Annotated in this window: 20 protein-coding genes and 2 riboswitches; of the genes, 17 read left to right on the forward strand and 3 right to left on the reverse strand. The window is 54.5% G+C overall.

The window, feature by feature from the left end:
- Positions 1-137: 137 nt before the first annotated feature.
- The 3 genes from nagA to KNO58_RS11180 all read left to right on the forward strand — a co-directional run bounded on the left by nagA (position 138) and on the right by KNO58_RS11180 (position 3,302).
- A complete protein-coding gene (nagA, locus tag KNO58_RS11170) occupies positions 138-1,286 on the forward strand; it encodes an N-acetylglucosamine-6-phosphate deacetylase (protein WP_214753924.1) in 1,149 nt (382 codons plus the stop codon).
- On the forward strand, positions 1,283-2,047 hold the full coding sequence (nagB, locus tag KNO58_RS11175) for a glucosamine-6-phosphate deaminase (protein WP_214753926.1): 765 nt from the start codon (positions 1,283-1,285) through the stop codon (positions 2,045-2,047). Before nagA ends, nagB begins: the two co-directional genes overlap by 4 nt.
- A gap of 151 nt (positions 2,048-2,198) precedes the next feature.
- Entirely contained in the window at positions 2,199-3,302 is a 1,104-nt protein-coding gene (locus tag KNO58_RS11180) for an LCP family protein (RefSeq protein ID WP_021065222.1), read from the forward strand.
- 32 nt (positions 3,303-3,334) lie between these two features.
- Here KNO58_RS11180 and KNO58_RS11185 read toward each other — a convergent pair whose 3' ends face one another.
- Positions 3,335-4,063 carry a GntR family transcriptional regulator gene (locus KNO58_RS11185; protein ID WP_214753928.1) on the reverse strand — a complete coding sequence of 243 codons (729 nt, stop codon included), beginning with the start codon at positions 4,061-4,063 and terminating at the stop codon, positions 3,335-3,337.
- A gap of 96 nt (positions 4,064-4,159) precedes the next feature.
- Here KNO58_RS11185 and KNO58_RS11190 point away from each other — a divergent pair, with 96 nt between their 5' ends.
- The 11 genes from KNO58_RS11190 (at position 4,160) to KNO58_RS11240 (ending at position 14,647) form a co-directional block, all read left to right on the forward strand.
- Positions 4,160-5,320, forward strand: a complete 1,161-nt coding sequence (locus tag KNO58_RS11190; RefSeq protein WP_214753930.1) for an alanyl-tRNA editing protein — start codon at positions 4,160-4,162, stop codon at positions 5,318-5,320.
- Entirely contained in the window at positions 5,314-5,742 is a 429-nt protein-coding gene (locus KNO58_RS11195; RefSeq protein ID WP_214753932.1) for a GNAT family N-acetyltransferase, read from the forward strand. The genes KNO58_RS11190 and KNO58_RS11195 overlap by 7 nt, the downstream gene beginning before the upstream one ends.
- Positions 5,743-5,819: 77 nt before the next feature.
- Positions 5,820-5,999, forward strand: a riboswitch (Lysine riboswitch).
- Positions 6,000-6,113: 114 nt separating this feature from the next.
- Positions 6,114-7,313: an aspartate kinase gene (locus KNO58_RS11200; RefSeq protein ID WP_214753934.1), complete on the forward strand. Its 1,200-nt coding sequence runs from the start codon at positions 6,114-6,116 to the stop codon at positions 7,311-7,313.
- Between the two features lie 12 nt (positions 7,314-7,325).
- A complete protein-coding gene (locus tag KNO58_RS11205) occupies positions 7,326-8,321 on the forward strand; it encodes an aspartate-semialdehyde dehydrogenase (RefSeq protein WP_214753936.1) in 996 nt (331 codons plus the stop codon).
- Positions 8,322-8,333: 12 nt separating this feature from the next.
- On the forward strand, positions 8,334-9,215 hold the full coding sequence (dapA, locus tag KNO58_RS11210) for a 4-hydroxy-tetrahydrodipicolinate synthase (protein ID WP_214753938.1): 882 nt from the start codon (positions 8,334-8,336) through the stop codon (positions 9,213-9,215).
- Positions 9,212-9,961, forward strand: a complete 750-nt coding sequence (dapB, locus tag KNO58_RS11215) for a 4-hydroxy-tetrahydrodipicolinate reductase (protein WP_214753940.1) — start codon at positions 9,212-9,214, stop codon at positions 9,959-9,961. The genes dapA and dapB overlap by 4 nt, the downstream gene beginning before the upstream one ends.
- A complete protein-coding gene (gene dapD, locus KNO58_RS11220; RefSeq protein ID WP_021065230.1) occupies positions 9,939-10,646 on the forward strand; it encodes a 2,3,4,5-tetrahydropyridine-2,6-dicarboxylate N-acetyltransferase in 708 nt (235 codons plus the stop codon). Before dapB ends, dapD begins: the two co-directional genes overlap by 23 nt.
- Before the next feature lie 46 nt (positions 10,647-10,692).
- The gene (locus tag KNO58_RS11225; protein ID WP_021065231.1) at positions 10,693-11,619 is read left to right on the forward strand and encodes a branched-chain amino acid transaminase; all 927 of its coding nucleotides are present in this window, start codon (positions 10,693-10,695) and stop codon (positions 11,617-11,619) included.
- A 13-nt stretch (positions 11,620-11,632) separates the two neighbouring features.
- Positions 11,633-12,721 (forward strand): alanine racemase, encoded by a 1,089-nt coding sequence (gene alr, locus KNO58_RS11230; protein WP_214753942.1) that lies wholly within the window; start codon positions 11,633-11,635, stop codon positions 12,719-12,721.
- Entirely contained in the window at positions 12,691-13,983 is a 1,293-nt protein-coding gene (gene lysA, locus KNO58_RS11235; RefSeq protein ID WP_251026214.1) for a diaminopimelate decarboxylase, read from the forward strand. Before alr ends, lysA begins: the two co-directional genes overlap by 31 nt.
- A gap of 115 nt (positions 13,984-14,098) precedes the next feature.
- Positions 14,099-14,647, forward strand: coding sequence for a nitroreductase family protein (locus tag KNO58_RS11240; RefSeq protein WP_214753944.1), 549 nt, complete (start codon positions 14,099-14,101; stop codon positions 14,645-14,647).
- A 158-nt stretch (positions 14,648-14,805) separates the two neighbouring features.
- On the opposite strand, the gene KNO58_RS11245 is transcribed toward KNO58_RS11240, so the two are convergent.
- Together KNO58_RS11245 and KNO58_RS11250 are read right to left on the reverse strand one after the other, a co-directional pair.
- Positions 14,806-14,970: a hypothetical protein gene (locus tag KNO58_RS11245; protein ID WP_214753946.1), complete on the reverse strand. Its 165-nt coding sequence runs from the start codon at positions 14,968-14,970 to the stop codon at positions 14,806-14,808.
- A 110-nt stretch (positions 14,971-15,080) separates the two neighbouring features.
- A complete protein-coding gene (locus KNO58_RS11250; protein WP_214753948.1) occupies positions 15,081-15,617 on the reverse strand; it encodes a gamma carbonic anhydrase family protein in 537 nt (178 codons plus the stop codon).
- 120 nt (positions 15,618-15,737) lie between these two features.
- Between KNO58_RS11250 and ade the strand changes: the two genes are divergently transcribed.
- From ade to KNO58_RS11265, 3 genes are all read left to right on the forward strand, one after another.
- A complete protein-coding gene (gene ade, locus KNO58_RS11255; protein WP_214753950.1) occupies positions 15,738-17,447 on the forward strand; it encodes an adenine deaminase in 1,710 nt (569 codons plus the stop codon).
- Between the two features lie 117 nt (positions 17,448-17,564).
- Entirely contained in the window at positions 17,565-17,849 is a 285-nt protein-coding gene (locus KNO58_RS11260) for a hypothetical protein (protein ID WP_214753952.1), read from the forward strand.
- 57 nt (positions 17,850-17,906) lie between these two features.
- Positions 17,907-18,081: riboswitch (Lysine riboswitch) on the forward strand.
- Between the two features lie 112 nt (positions 18,082-18,193).
- The gene (locus KNO58_RS11265; RefSeq protein ID WP_214753954.1) at positions 18,194-19,786 is read left to right on the forward strand and encodes a Na+/H+ antiporter NhaC family protein; all 1,593 of its coding nucleotides are present in this window, start codon (positions 18,194-18,196) and stop codon (positions 19,784-19,786) included.

Consider the following 19,786-nt stretch of genomic DNA (forward strand, 5'->3'; position numbering starts at 1 on the left):
TTTGTTGTTTGAGGCAGAAACAGGATGGGCAAAGAACTGGGAAAATGGAGTTTGTTAGTTAGTAAAATTGGTCTATACAACTATACTGGTTTTTGATATGATAACGATGAAGCTACTTGAAGAAAGGTGGATGACCGATGATGGTGATCATCAATGCATATATCGTTTCGGGGGAAAACACGTGGGACCGAGGCTATATCCGGTTCGAGGGCACGACGATTGTGAACGTCGGTGCGATGGAGGACTATCAGGCAGGGACAGATTCAGAGATCGACGTGCGGGGGGCGCTCGTGACGCCAGGAATGATTGACGTCCACATCCACGGTGGTTATGACGTCGATACGATGGATGCGGAGGTGGACCGCTTACGTTACCTTGGCCACTCCATGTTCGCCGAAGGCGTGACGTCTTATTTTGCGACGACGATCACGCAGTCACCGGCTGCTATTACGAAGGCGCTGCAATCCGCCCGGACCGTTATCGAGGCGGGGGACACATCACTCGTCGGCATCCATTTAGAGGGACCGTTCGTCAACGTCGACAATGCGGGGGCGCAACCGGCCGAATATATTGTCGATCCTGATGCCAATCAGTTCCGCACGTGGCAACAAGAAGCGGGCGGTCACATTCGCCTCGTCACGTATGCCCCGGAACGTCCAGGCGCACGTGAGTTCGAACAGGCGATGCGGGAGACCGGGGCGATCGGGTCGACCGGACACACGAACGCCACGTTTGCCGAGAACAAGGAAGCGAACGTCAAGCACGGCACGCACTTATACAATCAGATGCGGGGGATTCATCATCGCGAGCCGGGAACGGTCGGCTATTGTCTACTGGAGCGGGACGTCATGGTCGAAATCATTCCGGACGGGATTCACAGCCGGCGCGAGATGGTCGATTTCGCCTATCGGATGAAAGGGGGGGACGGTCTCGTCGTCATCACAGATGCGATGCGTGCCAAAGGTCTTCCGGACGGCCGATATGAACTCGGGGGTCAACCGGTCATCGTCGAAGGCGGGGCGGCCCGGCTCGAAGCCGGGAACTTGGCAGGCAGCGTCTTGACGATGGACGAAGCGTTCCGAAACGTGCTCGCGTTCACGGGATGTACCGTGCAAGAAGCGGTGAAGATGACGTCTTTGAACCAAGCGCGTGAGTTCGGCTTGACGAACAAAGGGGCCATCGCGCCGGGCTTCGACGCCGATCTCGTCATTTGGGATGACGCGATGACGGTCGTGACGACGATTCATCAAGGGCAGGTCAGTTATTCGAAGGAGGGCATGCAATGAACATATTAGTAGCGAACACACCAACGGATGCGGAAGAAATCGCCTATACACTCATCAAAGAGCGGGTCGCCGGGAAGCGCGATTTCGTGCTCGGACTCGCGACGGGCAGTACACCGGTCGGGATGTATCAGATGTTCAAACGAGATCAACTCGACTGCAGTCACGTGACGAGCGTCAATCTAGATGAGTATATCGGGCTCGCACCGAGCCATCCGCAAAGCTATCATCACTTCATGGAAGAGAAGCTGTTCAATGACATCCCATTCAAACAGAGCCATCTGCCTCATGGCGACGCGGCCGACCCGGAAGCGGAAGCGGCCCGCTATGAACAGCTCGTCCGCTCGATTGGTGTCGACCTGCAATTGCTCGGTATCGGGGAGAACGGACATATCGCGTTCAATGAACCGGGAACGGCGCTCGATGCGAAGACGCATGTGACCGAACTGACCGAGTCGACGCGTGAAGCGAACCGCCGTTTCTTCGATTCGATTGAAGACGTACCGACGCAGGCCATCACGATGGGCCTCGACACGATCATGAACGCACGTGAAATCGTCCTCGTCGCCACGGGCAAGCGTAAAGCCGAAGCGGTCCATCATATGATTGAGAGCGTGCCGACGATTGACTGGCCGGCCTCCATCTTACAGGCGCATCCGAGTGTGACCATCGTGCTCGATGCCGAGGCGGCCTCGGCTTGTAGCGGTGTGTTACAGGCACGTGGCAGTGAAGCGGCCGAACGATTCTTTTCCATCCGAGCTTGACGACCTGGAGACAAGTGTCTCCAGGTTTTTTTCTCGTTAACTGTGGGAAATTGTATGGAAATGGATTTGTAATCAAAACGTTTTCGACAAAAGTCGAGGTTTCCTCTATAATAGGTGAAGCTCATATCATTCGATCGCGAAGGAGAAACTCATGAATTCAAGAACCCAAGCTCGTAGACGGCGCAAAGGCCCGTCTGCGTTTTATAAGCTGTTCAGCGCCCTTGTATTGATTGCCGTCATCGTTGGCTCAAGCATGTATGGAACAGCTTTTTATAAAGCGCATAACATGCTGTCAGGTACTCAAGTGACGCTTGAGGATGATCCGACTATCGAACCGACTCGATTTGATAAAGAGGATACCGAGAGCTTCCTCGTGCTCGGGACGGACTTGTCCCCGCAGAAGAAAGCGCGCGGCGAGTATGGTCGGTCTGACGTCATGATTGTCGTCATTCTGAACAAGAAAAACAAACAGACGACGATGCTCAGCATCCCGCGTGACTCGTACGTCAACATCGACTATACGGGCTTCAATATCCCGTACGGTAAGACGGGTCTCGATCAAGACAAAATCACGCACGCCTATTACTTCGGATCGATGGATGAATCGAACCCGAACAACGGTATGCGGATGGCGACGAACACGATTGAAGACTTGGTCGGCATCGACATCGACCACGTCGTCTCCCTCAACTTCCAAGGGTTCGTCGACTTCATCGATGCCGTCGGCGGGGTCGAAATCGACGTCCCGTTCTCGTCTGAACAGAAGAGTTACGACGCTTCACGCGAAGTTGTCCAAGTCGAAGCAGGGCTTCAGCAGTTATCGGGCGAAGAGGCACTCGCTTACGTCCGTAACCGCTATGACGACCCACGCGGAGACATCGGTCGCGGACAGCGTCAGATGGAAGTCATCAATGCCGTCCTTGACCAAGCGCTCGGCACGTCGCTCATCAACAACTACGACAAAGTGTTGAAGGCGGTCGGGGACAACATGCAGACGACGCTCGGTCCGAACGACTATATGCGTTTAATCGAGGACGTCGGCGCCCTCAACAACACGGTCCAATATCAGTTGACCGGTGAAGGGGCACGCGGTGTCGACGGTCATTTCTATTACTTCTTGAACGAGCCGTTGCTCGAAGAAGTCCGTTATCGCGTCCAACAGGCCGATGCCGGGAATGAAGTCGAGCCGATGACCGATACCGAGCTTGAGACGTATATGTACGACCCAGCCGGAATCACGTATGAAGCACAATAAAAAATGGTTTGCCGTCCGCGGCAAACCATTTTTTATGTGCGGTCCATGGCGACGGTGAACGAGTAGGCATCACCGCGGAACAAGGAACGGCTATACTCGAACATGTCCCCGTTCTCGAGATACGTCCGTTGGTCGATCAAGAGCACAGGGGCGTTCGGAGAAATCGTCAACAGCTTCGCTTCCTCCGGCCCTGCGCTCCGCGCCTCGAGCGTCTGGGTCGCGTTTTTTAGTCGAAGCCCGGACTGCTCGGCGAACTCGTAAATCGAACCGATGGCATCTGTCTCGGTCAAGTTCGGGAGTAAGGCGACCGGGATGTATGCTGTCTCGAGGGCGAGCACTTGCTCATCGGCGAGGCGTAGCCGTCGCATCTCATAGACGGGTGTGTCGAGCGCGACGCTCAATTTTTGAGCGATTTTGGCCGGGGCCGGAATCGTTTGGAACGACAACAGGCGGCTGAACGGACGCATGCCCCGATGTTTGATTTCTTCCGAGAAACTTGTCAATCCGGACAAGGCCATCGTGATTTTCTTGTTAGCGACGAACGTGCCTCGGCCTTTTTGGCGGCTCAAATAACCGGCGTTGACCAAGTTCGTGATGGCCTGGCGCACCGTCATCCGACTGACGTTATAGCGCTCGGAAAACTCCCGTTCGGATGGGATCGATTCACCCGGTTGAAGAATGCCGGCATCTATTTGTTGCTTTAAATAGGCTTCAATTTGATAATAAATAGGTAGCGGTGATTGTTTATCAATCTGTAACATGCATATCGCTCCTGACTGCTAAAGTAAGTGTTTCTTATTATAGACCAAATTAGACTAGTTGTCTGAACATATCCTACAGAAAAGGCGGCGATCAAGATGAAGCCATGGCAATTTGAAACGACGGTGACCGACGTTCGCACCGATGCACGCGGGACGTGGGTCGCGCTTGAATCCACATTGTTTTATGCGGAAGGCGGGGGCCAACCTCCGGACGTCGGCACACTCGACGGACAACCGGTTCTCGATGTGCAACGGGTCGAGGAGGATGTCTGGCATTTAGTCCAACAAGGGCTCGAACGTGGGACAATCGTGACAGGTATTGTCGATGAAGCGGTCCGTCGCGACCATTCGATTCAACATACGGCCCAGCACGTGTTGACGGCTTTATTGGAAGACGAATACGGCATTCAGACCCTCAGTTTCGGCATCGGACAAGAGGAGTCGTCGCTTGAAATCGGGACGGAGACGTTCGATTGGACTCAAATCGAGGTGTTGGAACGAGACGTGCAACGCATCATCTTCGAGAACCGTCCCGTCTCCACGTACGAACTCGCATCCTCAGAGGTTGAGGTCGCTCGGCTACGCAAACCGACCGACCGCACCGGGATGATCCGGATCGTCGACATCGACGGTCTCGATTACAATGCGTGTGGTGGGACACATGTCGAGGCGACCGGTCAACTTGGAATCGTTCATGTGACCTCGATGAAGAAAGTCCGCGGGAACGTCCGCCTGACATATGTTGCTGGTCACCGGGCCTTGTCCGCCATCCATTCGTCACGGACGGCGCTACGGACGATTCACCAAACGTTATCGACGACGAACGAGACGGTCGCGGCCCGTGTCCTCGAGGAACGAAACCTTCGCCTCGAGCGGGACAAAGAAGTGAAGGCGCTCGAGGCTCGCGTCGCGAAAGCGAAAGTCGCTGCCTTTTTGCAGGAAGACAATTACGTCATCGCCCATATCGGCAAGACGGAAGCGGAGACGTTGACGACGACAATCGTCGAACGCATCGCTGCGACGGGCCGCATCGCCGTCGGTGCCAATCACACGGGTCAAAAGCTATGGCTCATGCACGACGGGACGCATGACATCGCCATCGGCAAATTTTTAAAACGGACGCTCGACGACCTCGGCATCGGTCGTGGCGGCGGCAGTCATAAACAAGCCCAGGCCCGCTTCGAATCGGTCGTCGAGTTGGAACGCGCTACGGCAGAGATTGTGAAACGGCTTCAGGAAGGAATGGTCTCATGTTGAAGATTGAACACGGCACAGATGCCGAACTGATAGAACAGGCACGGGTCGTGCGTGCGACGGTGTTTATTCACGAACAAGGCATCGACCCCGAACTCGAGTATGATGAGCTCGACCCAGACTGCATCCATTTCGTCGGGACGGTGGGAGGTGAGCCGGTGACGACGGCGCGCCTGCGCCCAATCGGCGACGGGGTCGGAAAAGTCGAACGCGTCGCCACGCTCGCGATGGCGCGCGGCAACGGGTATGCGAAGGAAATCATGCTCGCCATTGAATCCGTCGCCCGGGCAAGCGGGTTACACGAGCTCAAACTTGGCGCCCAACTGACGGCGCTCCCGTTCTATGAGCGTCTTGGATACGAGGCGTACGGGGACGAATTTTTAGACGCGGATATCCCGCATCGGATGATGAAGAAGCCGTGGTGACTGTTTTTAGAAATTTTCCTTTTTTCTAAAAAAAGGTTGGCAAGCCGGGATGCTTTTGTTATAACTAAAACTAACAACTGACAGATAGAGGTTGCGAATGACATGAGTACGCTTGATCGAACGGACGCATTCCGGATCGAGCCGAAAGGGGAATTTCGCCGAAGTCGACGTTCGCATGCGTACGAACGAAGGCTGGGGTAGTCGTGAATAACGCCTACACTGCCATGGATGAAATGCCATGGAGCGCTATCTACGGAACGATTCTTTAATCGTTTTTCAACTGCGCGTACAAGCGGCAGACCGTAGGGAGAGTGCTTCCTACCGGTCTGCCGCTTTTTCTGTTGGTGGACATCATGAAAGTAGGGAACCTGATGACAACCGTATTGAAATTTGGAGGCAGCTCCGTTGCCACGATTGAACAAATCCAGGCCATTTCCGAATATTTACAGACTCGGGCCGCGGCCGGAGAAAAGCTCGTCGTCGTCGTCTCCGCGATGGGGAAAACGACTGACTCACTCTTGTCACTCGCCAAACAAATCACGGAACGCCCGATGATCCGTGAACTCGACCGCTTACTCGCGGTCGGTGAGGAGCAGACGATCAGTCTGCTCAGTATCGCCTTGAACTCTCGAGGCGTCGCCGCCATCTCGCTCACCGGCCAACAAGCTGGGATTGACACGATGGGCATTCACACGAAAAGTAAAATCAAGGCAATTCGCAAAGAAGTACTCGAAGAGAAGCTCCGGACGTATGATGTCGTCATCGTCGCCGGCTTCCAAGGCGTCAACGAGTTCGGTGATGTAACGACGCTCGGACGAGGCGGGTCAGATACGACCGCTGTCGCCTTAGCCGCCGTCCTCAGCAAACGTTGTGAAATTTACACGGACGTGGCCGGCGTCTATACGGCTGACCCGCGCATCCATAAAGAAGCACGCCGGTTAGATACCGTCTCATACGATGAGATGATGGAGATGAGCGCGCTCGGATCGAAAGTGATGGAGATGCGCAGCGTCGAACTCGCTAAAAAATTTGATGTGAACATCTTTGTAGGAAAGACGCTTGCGAGCGAAGGAGGAACATGGATCATGGATATGACACAGGCGATGGAACAAAAAGCGGTGACGAGCGTGAGCGTCGTGAAGAACGTGCTCAGCGTCTCAATCAAACATATTCCACACTCGGTGGCAGGAGTCGCCGACATTTTCGAGAAGTTGTCACAGCGTCATGTCAATATCGACATGATCAGTCAGACGGCGTTCGATGGAGAAGTGTTCTTGTCGTTCACCTGTCCGCTCGATGAAGAGGCGTTTCTTGAAGAAGCGCTCGCGGAACTGACTGAGACGTTCCCGCAAATCAAAATCGACCGTCATACCGAGCATGCCAAAATCTCGGTCGTCGGAATCGGCATGCGCGACGCAACGGGCGTCGCCGCCGAGCTGTTCGCCACGTTCCGTGAGAGCGGGATTCCATTCTATCAAGTCACGACATCTGAGATTAGCATCTCGTATACGATTAACGAACAAGACGTCGAAGCAGCCGTCGCGGCCATCGCGACACGCTTCAAGTTATAAGGAGGACGCCACATGTATAACGTAGCCGTCGTCGGTGCGACCGGTGCCGTCGGCCAAAAGATGATTGACGTATTGACCGAGTATGAATTTCCAATCAACGAATTGATGCTGTACGCATCGGCCCGTTCAGCCGGGAAGACCGTGAACGTGAACGGCAAGGACGTCGTCATCCGGGAACTATCAGATGCGATTTATGCCGATCCGATCGATATCGCGCTCTTCTCAGCCGGTGGGAGCATCAGTGAACAATATGCGCCTCGCCTGAGCGAACAAGGTGTCATCGTCATCGACAACTCGAGTGCATTCCGGATGCAGGCGGACATCCCGCTCATCGTACCGGAAGTGAACCGTGTCGAACTGAGCCCGGACAAGACGCTCATCGCCAACCCGAACTGTTCGACGATTCAATCGGTCGTCGCGCTCGCACCACTCGTGGAAGTATACGGATTGACGCGTGTTGCCTATACGTCGTATCAAGCCGTCTCCGGCTCGGGCCAAAAAGGGATTGAGGACTTGGAACGCGGAGCACGAGGCGAAGAGCCGAAGAACTATCCGTATCCGATTTTCGATAACGTCTTGCCACACATTGATGTGTTCTTAGAGAACGGTTATACGAAAGAAGAACAGAAAATGATTGAAGAGACACGCAAGATTTTAAACGCGCCGAACCTCGGTGTCACGGCGACTTGTGTCCGTGTCCCAGTCCGTAACAGCCACGCCGTCTCCATCACGGTCACACTCGACCGCGACGCGACGCTAGCCGAAGTGAAAGCCGTGCTCGCGGACGCGCCGGGAGTCGTCTTGATGGATAACCCGGGGGAACTCGTCTATCCGACACCGCTCGATGCGAACGGGACAGACGACGTCTACGTCGGTCGGATCCGTGTCGATGAGTCACAGCCGAACACGTTCCATCTCTGGTGTGTCGCTGATAATGTTCGCAAAGGCGCGGCGGCGAACGCCGTCCAAATCGCTCAATGCATGATTGGGCAGACTGCTACGAAATAAGGGGGAGATTATATGTTCACAGGAGTCGCAACCGCACTCGCTACACCGTTTCAAGCAGACGGTCAGTTAAATCTCACAGCATGGGAAGCGTTGATTGAAGATCAAATTAAAGAAGGTGTCAGCGGTCTCGTCATCGGGGGAACGACTGGTGAAGGCATGACCATCACGGACGACGAGTTCGAGACGCTTCTCGTCAAAGCGATTGAAGTCGCTGCCGGGCGTGCCGTCATCATTGCCGGGACCGGGTCGAACAATACGGCGCTCAGCATTCAAAAGACGAAACGGGCCGCCGAACTCGGAGCCGAGATGGCGATGGTCGTCACGCCTTATTACAACAAGTCGACGCAAGCGGGTCTGATCGCCCATTTTACAGCAATCGCCGACGCGTCACCGATTCCACTCATGCTCTACAACGTGCCGTCACGGACGGGCGTCGCCCTTGATCCGGCAACGGTCGGGGAACTCGCCGACCATCCACGCATCGCAGCGCTCAAGGAAGCGAGCGGGGATATCTCGGTGATGGCCCAAATGATGGCGCACGTACCGGAAGGGTTCCCGGTGTATTGTGGGAACGATGATCAAATCCTTCCTTATATGGCTTGGGGCGCCCAAGGTGTCGTCTCGGTCCTCTCGAACGTCTATCCAGGTGCGACGGTCGCTTTAGCTGAAGCGCTCCTCGCCGGAGATTTGGAGACGGCGCGCCGCTGGCAGCTCCGATTGCTTCCGGTCATCGACGAATTGTTTGCCGAAGTGAACCCGATTCCGGTCAAAGCAGCACTCAATGCACGCGGCTTTGAATTCGGGGCACCACGTCTCCCACTCGTCCCGATGAGCGCGACGGCCGAGGCCCGCCTCTTGTCGGCAATGGAGCAGTTCAATGAGGTGAGACAGTGAACTTACTCATCCACGGATATGGGGCGATGGGACAAATCGTCGAGGAAGTCGCCCGGACCCAAAACTTGAACGTCGCGGCCATCGTCTCGCCAGCCGGAGGGGATCATCCCGTCTCGCTTCAAGACGTCGAGGCCGAGGTCGATGTCGTCATCGACTTCTCGAACCCAGCACTGTTGGATGACGTGCTCGCGTTCGGGAAAGCCAAACAGATTCCGCTCGTCATCGCGACGACGGGCTTCTCGGAAGCAGAGCTCGCCAAAATTGAGGCGGCGTCTCAGGAGATTCCGATTTTCCAGTCGTATAATACGTCTTATGGGATCGCGCTCTTGAAACAGTTACTCGACCAACTCGTCCCGCTCACGCTCGGTTATGACATCGAAGTGATTGAGGCGCACCACCGTAAAAAAGTCGACGCACCGAGCGGGACGGCGGAATTGCTCGCTCGTGCCATCGAGGCGAAACGCGATGTGACACCGGTATATGACCGGACACCGCGTCGTGAAGCGCGCGCAGCCGATGAACTCGGCATGCACTCGGTACGCGGAGGGACGATTTTCGGTGAACATACCGTTCTGTTTGCCGGAGACGACGAAATGCTTGAGTTGAAACACACAGCCCTGTCCAAACGCGTCTTCGCGAACGGGGCACTCGCTGCGGCGGCGACGATTCTTGACCGCCCAGCCGGATTATACAATTTAACGAACCTATACGAGGAGGCCACTCATGTTACTCACAAACGCTTATGAAATCGCGCAATACATTAAAGATGCCAAGAAAGAAACGCCAGTCAAATTGTACGTCAACGGTCAATTGGCCGGCCTGACGATTGAAGATGCCAAAGCCTTCGGAACGGACGAGTCGAAACTTTTCCTCACGACGGCTGAACGTGCGGCTGCTTTCCTAGAAGCGAATGCTGCCGTCATCACGGACACGCACCTCGAATACGACCGCCGCAACAGTGCCGTACCGATGCTCGATACGACACAGTTGAACGCCCGCATCGAACCAGGTTCGTTCATTCGCGACCACGTTCAAATCGGGAATAACGTCGTCGTCATGATGGGTGCTGTCATCAATATCGGTGCCGTCATCGGTGACGGGTCAATGGTCGACATGAACGCGGTCATCGGTGCCCGCGGGACGCTCGGGAAAAACGTCCACCTTGGCGCTGGCGCTGTCGTGGCGGGTGTCCTTGAGCCACCTTCAAAAGACCCGGTCATCATCGAAGATGGGGTCATGGTCGGTGCGAACGCCGTCATCTTGGAAGGCGTCCGTATCGGTGAAAATGCCGTCGTCGCAGCAGGAAGTGTCGTCACACAAGACGTACCGCCAGGCGTCGTCGTCGCAGGTACACCAGCTCGCGTCATTAAGCAAAAAGATGAAAAAACCGCAGAAAAAACACAACTTGTTGATGACTTACGCTCCCTGTAACGTATAATAGACAGAAAATATCAAAAATGAATGGGAGAGTTGAACAATGGAACAGTATGGACAATGGATGTGGCAAGACGGGGCTTGGATCGAGCCGAGTGACGCGAACACGAGTATCATGACACACGCGATTCACTACGGTAGCGGGTTCTTTGAAGGGATTCGGGCATACCACACAGAGGAAGGCCCGGCCATCTTCCGACTCCGTGAACATTTGGAGCGACTCGTTCGTTCGTGTGCATACTATCACGTCGACTTGCCGTACACGGTCGATGAGCTCGAACAAGCGACGATCGAATTGATTGAACGCAACGGCTTCGAAGCCTGTTACATCCGCCCATTCGTTTTCCTCGGCACACCTTGGCAGGCACTCATGCCGACGCAGGAAACGAAAGTACACGTTGCCATCTCATGCTGGCCGCTCGGTGAATATTTCAGCAAGACGGTCGGGATCCGCGCGAAAGTCGCCTCGTATCGTCGCGTCTCTTCGACGATGATGCCGATGCAGGCGAAAGCGGCAGCGAACTATATGAACTCGCAACTCTTGAAAGGAGAAGCGGTCCGCGACGGGTATGACGAAGCGATCGCCCTCGACATGAACGGAAACGTCAGCGAGGCGAGCGTCGCCAACATCTTCCTCGTCAAAGGAAACAAAATTTTCACACCGTCACTCGATTGCTCGGTGCTCGACGGCATCACGCGTCAAACGGTGATCGAACTTGCCCGTGAGGAAGGGTTCGAGGTCATCGAACGCCACATCGGTCGTGACGAACTATATGTCGCAGATGAGATTTTCTTAACAGGAACGGCGGCTGAAGTGACGAGCGTCATCGAAATCGACAACATTTCGATTGGTGGCGGCGTCCAAACGGTCGCGACGAACATGCTCTCGCGTTACCGTGAGGCCGTGACGGGACAAATCGCGGGCCACCGTGATTGGGTCACGTTCGTCAAAGCCGGAGTCAAAGAATAAAGGAGTTTTTTGTATGGGAGTCACAATTGACTTGAATGCGATTCGCGAAAACAAACGTCGGATTGAAGCGCTTGGCCGACCAGTGTTCGCCGTCGTAAAAAACAACGCCTATAATTTAGGGATGGAGCCAGTTGTGACGACACTGTACGAAGAAGGGGTGCGTCACTTCATGGTGACGACGCTTGATGAGGCGAGCGAGGTCCGGGCATCAGCTCCGGAAGCGCGCGTCCTTGTCATGAACCCGGTATACGAGTGGACAGCCGTCCATCGTGACCACCTTGACGTCGCCATCGGTTCCTATGACTGGCTCGTCTCGCAACGGGACCGGCTCGACGGGGTCCGGCTTCACTTGAAGCTTGACGTCGGCATGAACCGTTTCGGTGCGAAGACGTTCCAAGAAGCCTTGGCCATCGTCGCCTTTTGCCAGGACGAAGGGCTCGACCTTGTCGGGTTATGTACACACTTCCCACTCGCGGACGCGGACAACGCCGAAATCGAGCACAGTGTGCACGTGGAACGGTTCGCCGACTGGTCGAATCGTCTCATGGAGCGGCATACGTTTGATATCGTGCATGCGGCCAACAGTGCGGCGACGCTTCAAGCGGATCCGCGTCTCGGGCATTGCACGCACGTCCGTGTCGGCATCTTTCTCTACGGCTACTCGTCGGTCGAACCGGTCGATTGGCTCATCCCGGCGTTTCGCTGGGAGACAGAAGTCGTCGCCGTGCACGACATCGAAGCCGGTGCCCACGTCGGTTATGGGACGGGTTACACGGCCGAGACGAAAGAACGTATCGCCGTGCTCTCGGTCGGCTATGGTGACGGACTCATGCGAGCCCGGCGCTTCTTACCTGCCCACATCGAAGGACGGGCCTATCCGTTCATCAGTAACATCTTCATGAGCCACAGTTTTTTACGCGTCGATGACACCGTACAAGTCGGAGATCGTGTGGAGCTATATGGCCATCTTACAAAAATCGATGACGTGACCCGCACCGGTCACGCCAATAACTCAGAACAATTATGCGCACGCTCATGGCGTGTCCCGCATCGCTTTGAAGGAGGCAATGTATGTACACCACCAACCAATCAGTTTGTATGATCGAAGGCGTGTCCGTCCGTGAACTTCAAGCGACGTACGGGACACCGCTCTACATCATGAGCGAGCCGGAACTCGAACGTCGCCTCGACCTTGTCCGGAACGCGTTCCTCGACAAGTATCCGAACACATACGCGCTGTACGCATCGAAAGCGATGTCGATTGCGGCCGTATACGATAAAGTGATCGCAGCGGGTCTAAGCATCGACGTCGTCTCGCGCGGCGAGATGTTCGTCGCGCTTCACGCCGGTGTCCCGGCCGACCGGATTCACGTCCACGGCTCGAACAAGACGGTGCAGGACATCACGTTCGCGCTCGAGAACGGCATCACCCACTTCACCATCGACAATATGCGTGAGATCGGGTTGTTGTCGGGTCTGGCCGCTGCGCAAGGGGTAGACGTCGATGTCTTGCTCCGCATCGTCCCACAAGTCGTCGGAGGCGCCCACGAGGCAATTCAGACGGGCGGGGTCGATACGAAGTTCGGCTTCCCGACCCATGACGACACGTATCTTGAAGCGATCAAGGCGACGCTCGCGGCAGAACGACTGCAACTGCGAGGCATCCATTGTCACGTCGGTTCGCAGATTCAAGAGCCGACGCTGTTCATCAACACGGTCAAGACGATGGTCAACTTCATCGAGACGATTCGTCAAGAGACGGGGTATACGGCCGACGTCTTGAATATCGGCGGCGGCTTCGGTGTCGCCTATCTCGAATCGGACGACCCGCTCGACTTCGCCGACACGATGACACAAGTGATGGACACGCTCGTCGCGGAAGTGGAACGCTTTGGCTTGCCGCTCCCGAAAATCGGCATCGAGCCGGGCCGCTGGCTCGTCGCCAACGCGGGTGCGACGCTGTATGAAGTCGGGACGGTGAAAGAAGTGAGCGGTGTCCGCACGTACGTCTCGGTCGACGGAGGGATGACGGATAACATACGTCCCGCCCTCTATGACGCCGAGTATGACGTCATCGCGGCGACCCGGATGGATGAGGCGAAGACACTCGAGGCGAAAATCGTCGGGGCGTGCTGTGAGTCGGGAGACATCATCTCGAACCGTTCGCTCATCCCGCCGGTCGAAGCCGGGGATCTCTTGCTCGTCAAAGCGACAGGGGCCTATAATTTCTCGATGGCGAGCAACTATAACCAGATGCTCCGTCCAGCCGTCGTCTTCGTGAAAGACGGGACACATCGTCTCGTCGTCCGCAGACAGACGCTCGAAGATTTGGTCGCCTGTGAGATTGTCGGACAATCGACGTAATACAAGGAGCGCATTCCTGAATCGGGGATGCGTTTTTTTTAGGGAGTCGTTCTTCTTCAAATGAGAAACGTTTTCAATTATGATAAAAGAGAAAATAGAGGGGGAAGTGACTTCAATGGAAAAGACAGCAGGACAACAATTGATTGAATCGCGGCGGACGATTCGCATGTTCACGGAAGGTGCGCTTGACACGTCAGAATTATATACGTTACTCACCTCGGCGCACCAAGCGCCGTTTCACAATAAGGTAGAACCATGGAACGTTTACTTGTTCAACGGAGACGGAAAAGATGTGTTATTGTCCGCGCTAGAGCCGGCGTTTCAAGATGGACCGGAATCGAAACGTGAAAAGATCGCCGGGCGGATCCGTAACGCGGCCGCATGTGTCTATGTGACGACGAAGGCGTTCGAGACGGAGAAAGATCGGAAGGATGCGTTACTTGCGACAGCGACGTTCATTCAAAACTTCCACTTGCTGTGTAGTGAGCGGGACATCGGTCTCGTCTGGCGGACCGGGGGCATCTTTGAGGATGCGCGTCTACAGGACATGATTGGGGCGGAAGGGGAGACGTTCGTCGGGTTGCTCCAACTCGGACGGTTCGAAGACGTGCCACCGAACAAGCGTCGTCAGTCGATTGACAGCTGCCTCACGATTTTTGAGTGAACAAAAAGGCCCGGGCGTAGGTGACTACGAACGGGCCTATATTTATAGGTCAATGAGACTGAGCGGTTCATAAGAGCGCTCAGTTTATTTTTTTAGCTTGCCTGCAAGCCAATCTTGAATGACATTCGTTGGAATCATTGTGTTCACGTTCCCCCAGATTAATTTTCTTCCTCTTTGTTATTATCCAATTGCAGTCGTTCCCAAACCTCGCGATGTGTACCTTGCAATGAATCATCGATGGAATCCTCGATATGCAGGCCATGGCTAGGGTTCACGGACGAGGCGTACAAGTCTAACATGAGTTCGGCATGGTTTGGATACATACAAATTGGCCCCTTTCGACACGTCGGCTTGACTACATCCTCAGTATACAAAGGAAACATAAAGAAAAATCGGGTGAATCGTTAACATTTTATGAATCTTGTAAACGCTTTCACAAACTTTGTGTGGATGTCAGTGGTTGACACGTCTGTTTATACTGCTCGGCCCGCTTCGCATATTTGTTGACGGTCCGTTCCATGATGAAGCGATCCTCGTCGTTTAGCGGACGGACGACTTTGGCCGGAACGCCCATGACCATGACACCTTCCGGGATTTGCATGTTCGGCGTGACGAGCGCCCCGGCGGCGATGAACGAGCCTTTCCCGATTTTGGCGCCGTCGAGGACGGTCGCATGCATGCCGATGAGACAGCCTTCCTCGATTTCACACCCATGAATCATCGCCATGTGTCCGATCGAGACACGGTCATGAATGATTGTCGGAGAACCTTCATATTGGTGCACCATCGAGCCGTCTTGGATGTTCACGTAAGAGCCGATGCGAATCGGTCCTTCATCACCTCGAATGACCGTATTGAACCAGACACCGGAATGGGCGCCGATCGTGACATCCCCGATGACATGGGACCCGGGTGCGAGAAATACGGTCTCGTCAACTTGCGGCGTCAATTCGCCTAATTTGTACTGCATATGTGTAACCCCTCTCAAACCGATATGCTTTCATTGTCGCATAAGTTGAAAAAGAAATTGCGCCTGAAAGATTATTCTTGTTAAGATAGTAAAAATACGTAGAAAAAAGGAGACACACAGATGGAGAAACAACATTTGATTGACATCGCGGCGAAGAAAAAGAAAGCAGCGGTCGTCTTTAAAGATGTGGCGGTCATCGACGTCTACAGTCGCGAGACGATTCGCACCGATGTCGCCATCGATGCGGGATATATCGTGGCCATCGGGGACGGCTACGAAGGGGAGACGGAATACCACGACCCGTCTTGGACGCTGGCACCATCCTTCATCGATTCCCACGTCCATATCGAGTCATCGATGGTTCCGCCTCACGAGTTCGCCAAAGCGGTCCTGCCGCTCGGCGTGACGACGGTCATCGCCGATCCGCACGAGATCGCGAACGTCAACGGGGCGCTCGGCATCGAGTATATGTTGGCGGATGCTGAAGGGTTGCCGCTCGACGTGCGCATGATGCTCCCGAGCTGTGTGCCAGCGACGCCGTTCGAGCACGCAGGAGCGAAGCTATACGCCGAGGACTTGGCACCATTCTTAGGAGATCCTGGGGTGCACGGTCTCGGTGAAGTGATGGACTATCCGTCCGTCGAGTCGGGAAGCCCAGATATGCTTCAAAAAATCGCCCAGACAGAACTCGCCGGAAAAGTCGTCGACGGCCATGCCTCGGGTCTCGGTCCGGATCAGTTGAACGTGTATCGCACGGCCGGTATCATGACCGATCATGAGTGCACGACGGCTGAAGAAGCGCTCGAACGGGTGCGCCGCGGTTTTTATGTTCAGATTCGAGAAGGGTCGGTCGCCCGTAACGTCGAGCAGGTCAGTTTGGCGATCACCGAAAGCAACGCCCACCGGTTCTTGTTCTGTACGGACGATAAGCATTTGGACGATCTCGTCGCCGAGGGTGGCATCGACTACAACATTCGCATGGCCATCAAACAAGGCGTCAAGCCAGAAACAGCTTACGCTGTCGCCAGCCTGCACGCGGCCGAGGCGTACGGGTTGAAAGAAGTAGGAGCTATCGCACCCGGCAAGAGAGCGAACTTTGTCATCTTGTCAGACGTCCAATCGGTAAAAATCGAAACCGTCTACGTGAACGGGGAAGTCGTCGCCAAGGCAGGCAAGGCGACGTTCGAGGCTGATGGGATTGAAGTGCCGAAACCGATGAAAGGTGAGCTCAAACTACCCGATTTGACTGCGGAGTCGTTCCGCTTGGCCGTGAAGGAAGAAGCGGTCGATGTGATTCAAGTGCTGCCGAACAGTCTCTTGACGAAACGGGAGCGGCTCGTCTTTCAACCGGACGCCTCGGGTGCTGATCTCACGCAAGATATCGCCACGCTCGCCGTCATCGAACGCCATCACGGGACGGGGCATATGGCGCTCGCACCGGTGACTGGTTTCGGCTTGAAGCGAGGGGCGCTCGCAGCCACGGTCGCGCATGACAGCCATAACCTCGTCATCGCCGGAGTGAGCCCGGACGATATGTTGCTTGCTGCCGAGACGCTTGAAAAAGTGGGCGGCGGGGTCGTCGCGGTGTCAGAAGGCAAGGTGCTGGCCGTCTTACCGCTTGAAATTGGTGGACTTATGACGAAACGTCCGTATGCGGAAGTGGCGGACGTGCTCGAACAGTTGAACGATGCGCTCGACGTCGTCGGGGCCCATCGTCACTTCAATCCGTATTTGACGATGTCGTTCCTGGCGCTTCCGGTCATCCCGGATTTGAAATTGACCGATATGGGACTATTCGACGTGACGACGTTCTCATTCATCGAGTCGTAAGTCAGTCTAACGTATGATTTTTGTTAAGAACGACCCGAAACGATTGAATGGCTCGGCTTAAGTTGGTATAGTTACGACAAGTTTCATCGGTAAATATGGAAAGGGGGGATATCACAGATGGAACAAGTTGCTTACAACCGGTCGTATGATGAACATGGGGATTTGATCAATTCTGTATATCGTACCTTCCAAGATCGATGTCAAGAATTGCCCGACGAGACGCGGACGAAACGGCGATTGCGTCACCTTATCTTCTTAACGATTAAAGAACATACGACGTCACACGCCGAGCGTTTTGTCTTATACCATTTCTTTAGTGATTTCTTTAAAGCGGTCGAGTCAGATGACCAAGCCGCACTCGCGGTATTGAAACAAATCATCCGAGATGAAAAAAACTATTGATTAGTCACTATGACCTATGATAATTTAGACGTAACTTTAAATGAATATTCGTGCTATCGATGAGGTAGAGGTGCGATGCTGATGAGTAAGTAGTCCGAGGATGACAACGGTGAAGACTACAGAAAGGCAAGATCGCCGAAGTGTAAAGTCATGTCTCTGACTTTGTGCTGGGCTGACGGGAAATACCCGTCAGACTGCCATACATATTTACGTATGGAGCGCTCCAAGTCGGCTAAGAAAGACGGAACATCCAGCGAGGGTGTCGGCTTTGTTGCCGATGCCCTCGCTTTGCGTTTTTTTAAGCATAGAGGGGCCTCATCTCTAACAAAAGAGGAGGAAATCACATGGTAGATTATTCAACTTCGGTACTTTCGCTCGTACCGGCTTTATTGGCCATCATCATGGCCATCACAACACGGAAAGTCATTCCGTCACTCGGTGTCGGGATTATTGCAGGGGTGTTATTGCTTCACAATTTCAACCCGCTCGAATCGATTCAATACTTGTGGTCGAACGTCATCGCCTTGTTCTGGGCTGACGGGGCCATTAACGAGTGGAACGTGCTCTTGATTGCGTTCCTGCTCTTGCTCGGGATTTTATCGTCCATCATCCAAACGTCGGGCGGCGCCCGCGCGTTCGGAGAATGGGCCGCTTCTAACGTCAAGACGGCCCGTGGTGCCCGCCTTGTCTCGTTCGGACTTGGGATTTTAATTTTCATCGACGATTACTTCAACAGTTTGGCCGTCGGGAACATCAGCCGACCGCTCACGGACCGGAAGAAAGTATCGCGTGCGAAACTCGCATACACAATCGATTCGACAGCCGCACCAGTCTGTGTCATCAGCCCGCTCTCAAGTTGGGGAGCATACATCATCGCCATCATCGCAGGGATCCTTGCGAAGTATTCGATTGACAGCTATTCATCGTTCTCGGCGTTCATTCAAATCATCCCGATGAACTTCTATGCCATCTTCGCGCTTCTCTTGACGGCGTACGTCGCCTACACGGGACTCGCCATCGGACCGATGCGTACGCATGAGTTACGTGCCCTTCAAGGCGAGCTCTACGATTCATCGAAAGGTGCGCCGATGGGGATGAGTGAAGACATTAAAGAACATGACGGTGGAAAAGTACGTGACTTGATTGTGCCGATTATCGTTCTAATCATCGCGACAGTTTCGGCCATGCTCTACACGGGCGGTCAGGCACTCGCAGCCGATGGCCAAAGCTTCTCATTGATTGGTGCGTTCGAATCGACGGACGTGACGCGTTCCCTCGTAACGGGTGCTGTCATCAGCTTGATTGTCGCACTCTTATTGTTAATTGGTCGCAAGATTCCTGCGAAAGACTACGGTCATGCGACATGGGCTGGCATTCGCGCCATGTGGCCAGCTGTGCTCATCTTGTTGTTTGCTTGGACGATTATCGCCGTCATCGGTGATATGAAGACTGGTGACTACTTGGCAAGTTTCGTCACAGATTCGATTGCTGCCTCTTACTTGCCGCTCATCTTGTTTGTGATCGCCGGTCTGATGGCGTTCTCGACAGGGACGAGCTGGGGGACGTTCGGTCTCATGCTTCCAATCGGAGCCGATTTGATTATGGCGGTTGAGCCGGAACTCTTGCTCCCGACACTTGCCGCGGTTCTCGCCGGAGCGGTGTTCGGAGACCACTGTTCACCAATCTCGGATACGACGATTCTCAGTTCGACGGGTGCTGGATCGCACCATATCGACCACGTGTTGACACAGTTGCCATACGCATTGATTGCGGCTGGTGTGTCGGCGGTCGGATATTTGGTGCTCGGGATCACAGGCTCGATGTGGGTCGGATTCTTCGCGGCACTTGCGACATTTGTCGTCTTGCTCGTCATCGCGCAAATCATTTCAAAACGCGGACGCGTACCAGCCGATATGCGAGCTGAACGTGAAGCGTAA

The sequence above is a fragment of the Exiguobacterium sp. J17977 genome (assembly GCF_018616375.1).
In the GTDB taxonomy this organism is placed as follows: Bacteria; Bacillota; Bacilli; order Exiguobacteriales; family Exiguobacteriaceae; genus Exiguobacterium; species Exiguobacterium mexicanum.

Coding starts and splice junctions, on each gene's coding strand:
- nagA (WP_214753924.1), top strand. CDS start 138: ATGATGGTGATCATCAATGCATATATCGTTTCGGGGGAAAACACGTGG.
- nagB (WP_214753926.1), top strand. CDS start 1,283: ATGAACATATTAGTAGCGAACACACCAACGGATGCGGAAGAAATCGCC.
- KNO58_RS11180 (WP_021065222.1), top strand. CDS start 2,199: ATGAATTCAAGAACCCAAGCTCGTAGACGGCGCAAAGGCCCGTCTGCG.
- KNO58_RS11185 (WP_214753928.1), bottom strand. CDS start 4,063: ATGTTACAGATTGATAAACAATCACCGCTACCTATTTATTATCAAATT.
- KNO58_RS11190 (WP_214753930.1), top strand. CDS start 4,160: ATGAAGCCATGGCAATTTGAAACGACGGTGACCGACGTTCGCACCGAT.
- KNO58_RS11195 (WP_214753932.1), top strand. CDS start 5,314: ATGTTGAAGATTGAACACGGCACAGATGCCGAACTGATAGAACAGGCA.
- KNO58_RS11200 (WP_214753934.1), top strand. CDS start 6,114: ATGACAACCGTATTGAAATTTGGAGGCAGCTCCGTTGCCACGATTGAA.
- KNO58_RS11205 (WP_214753936.1), top strand. CDS start 7,326: ATGTATAACGTAGCCGTCGTCGGTGCGACCGGTGCCGTCGGCCAAAAG.
- dapA (WP_214753938.1), top strand. CDS start 8,334: ATGTTCACAGGAGTCGCAACCGCACTCGCTACACCGTTTCAAGCAGAC.
- dapD (WP_021065230.1), top strand. CDS start 9,939: ATGTTACTCACAAACGCTTATGAAATCGCGCAATACATTAAAGATGCC.
- KNO58_RS11225 (WP_021065231.1), top strand. CDS start 10,693: ATGGAACAGTATGGACAATGGATGTGGCAAGACGGGGCTTGGATCGAG.
- alr (WP_214753942.1), top strand. CDS start 11,633: ATGGGAGTCACAATTGACTTGAATGCGATTCGCGAAAACAAACGTCGG.
- lysA (WP_251026214.1), top strand. CDS start 12,691: ATGTACACCACCAACCAATCAGTTTGTATGATCGAAGGCGTGTCCGTC.
- KNO58_RS11240 (WP_214753944.1), top strand. CDS start 14,099: ATGGAAAAGACAGCAGGACAACAATTGATTGAATCGCGGCGGACGATT.
- KNO58_RS11245 (WP_214753946.1), bottom strand. CDS start 14,970: ATGTATCCAAACCATGCCGAACTCATGTTAGACTTGTACGCCTCGTCC.
- KNO58_RS11250 (WP_214753948.1), bottom strand. CDS start 15,617: ATGCAGTACAAATTAGGCGAATTGACGCCGCAAGTTGACGAGACCGTA.
- ade (WP_214753950.1), top strand. CDS start 15,738: ATGGAGAAACAACATTTGATTGACATCGCGGCGAAGAAAAAGAAAGCA.
- KNO58_RS11260 (WP_214753952.1), top strand. CDS start 17,565: ATGGAACAAGTTGCTTACAACCGGTCGTATGATGAACATGGGGATTTG.
- KNO58_RS11265 (WP_214753954.1), top strand. CDS start 18,194: ATGGTAGATTATTCAACTTCGGTACTTTCGCTCGTACCGGCTTTATTG.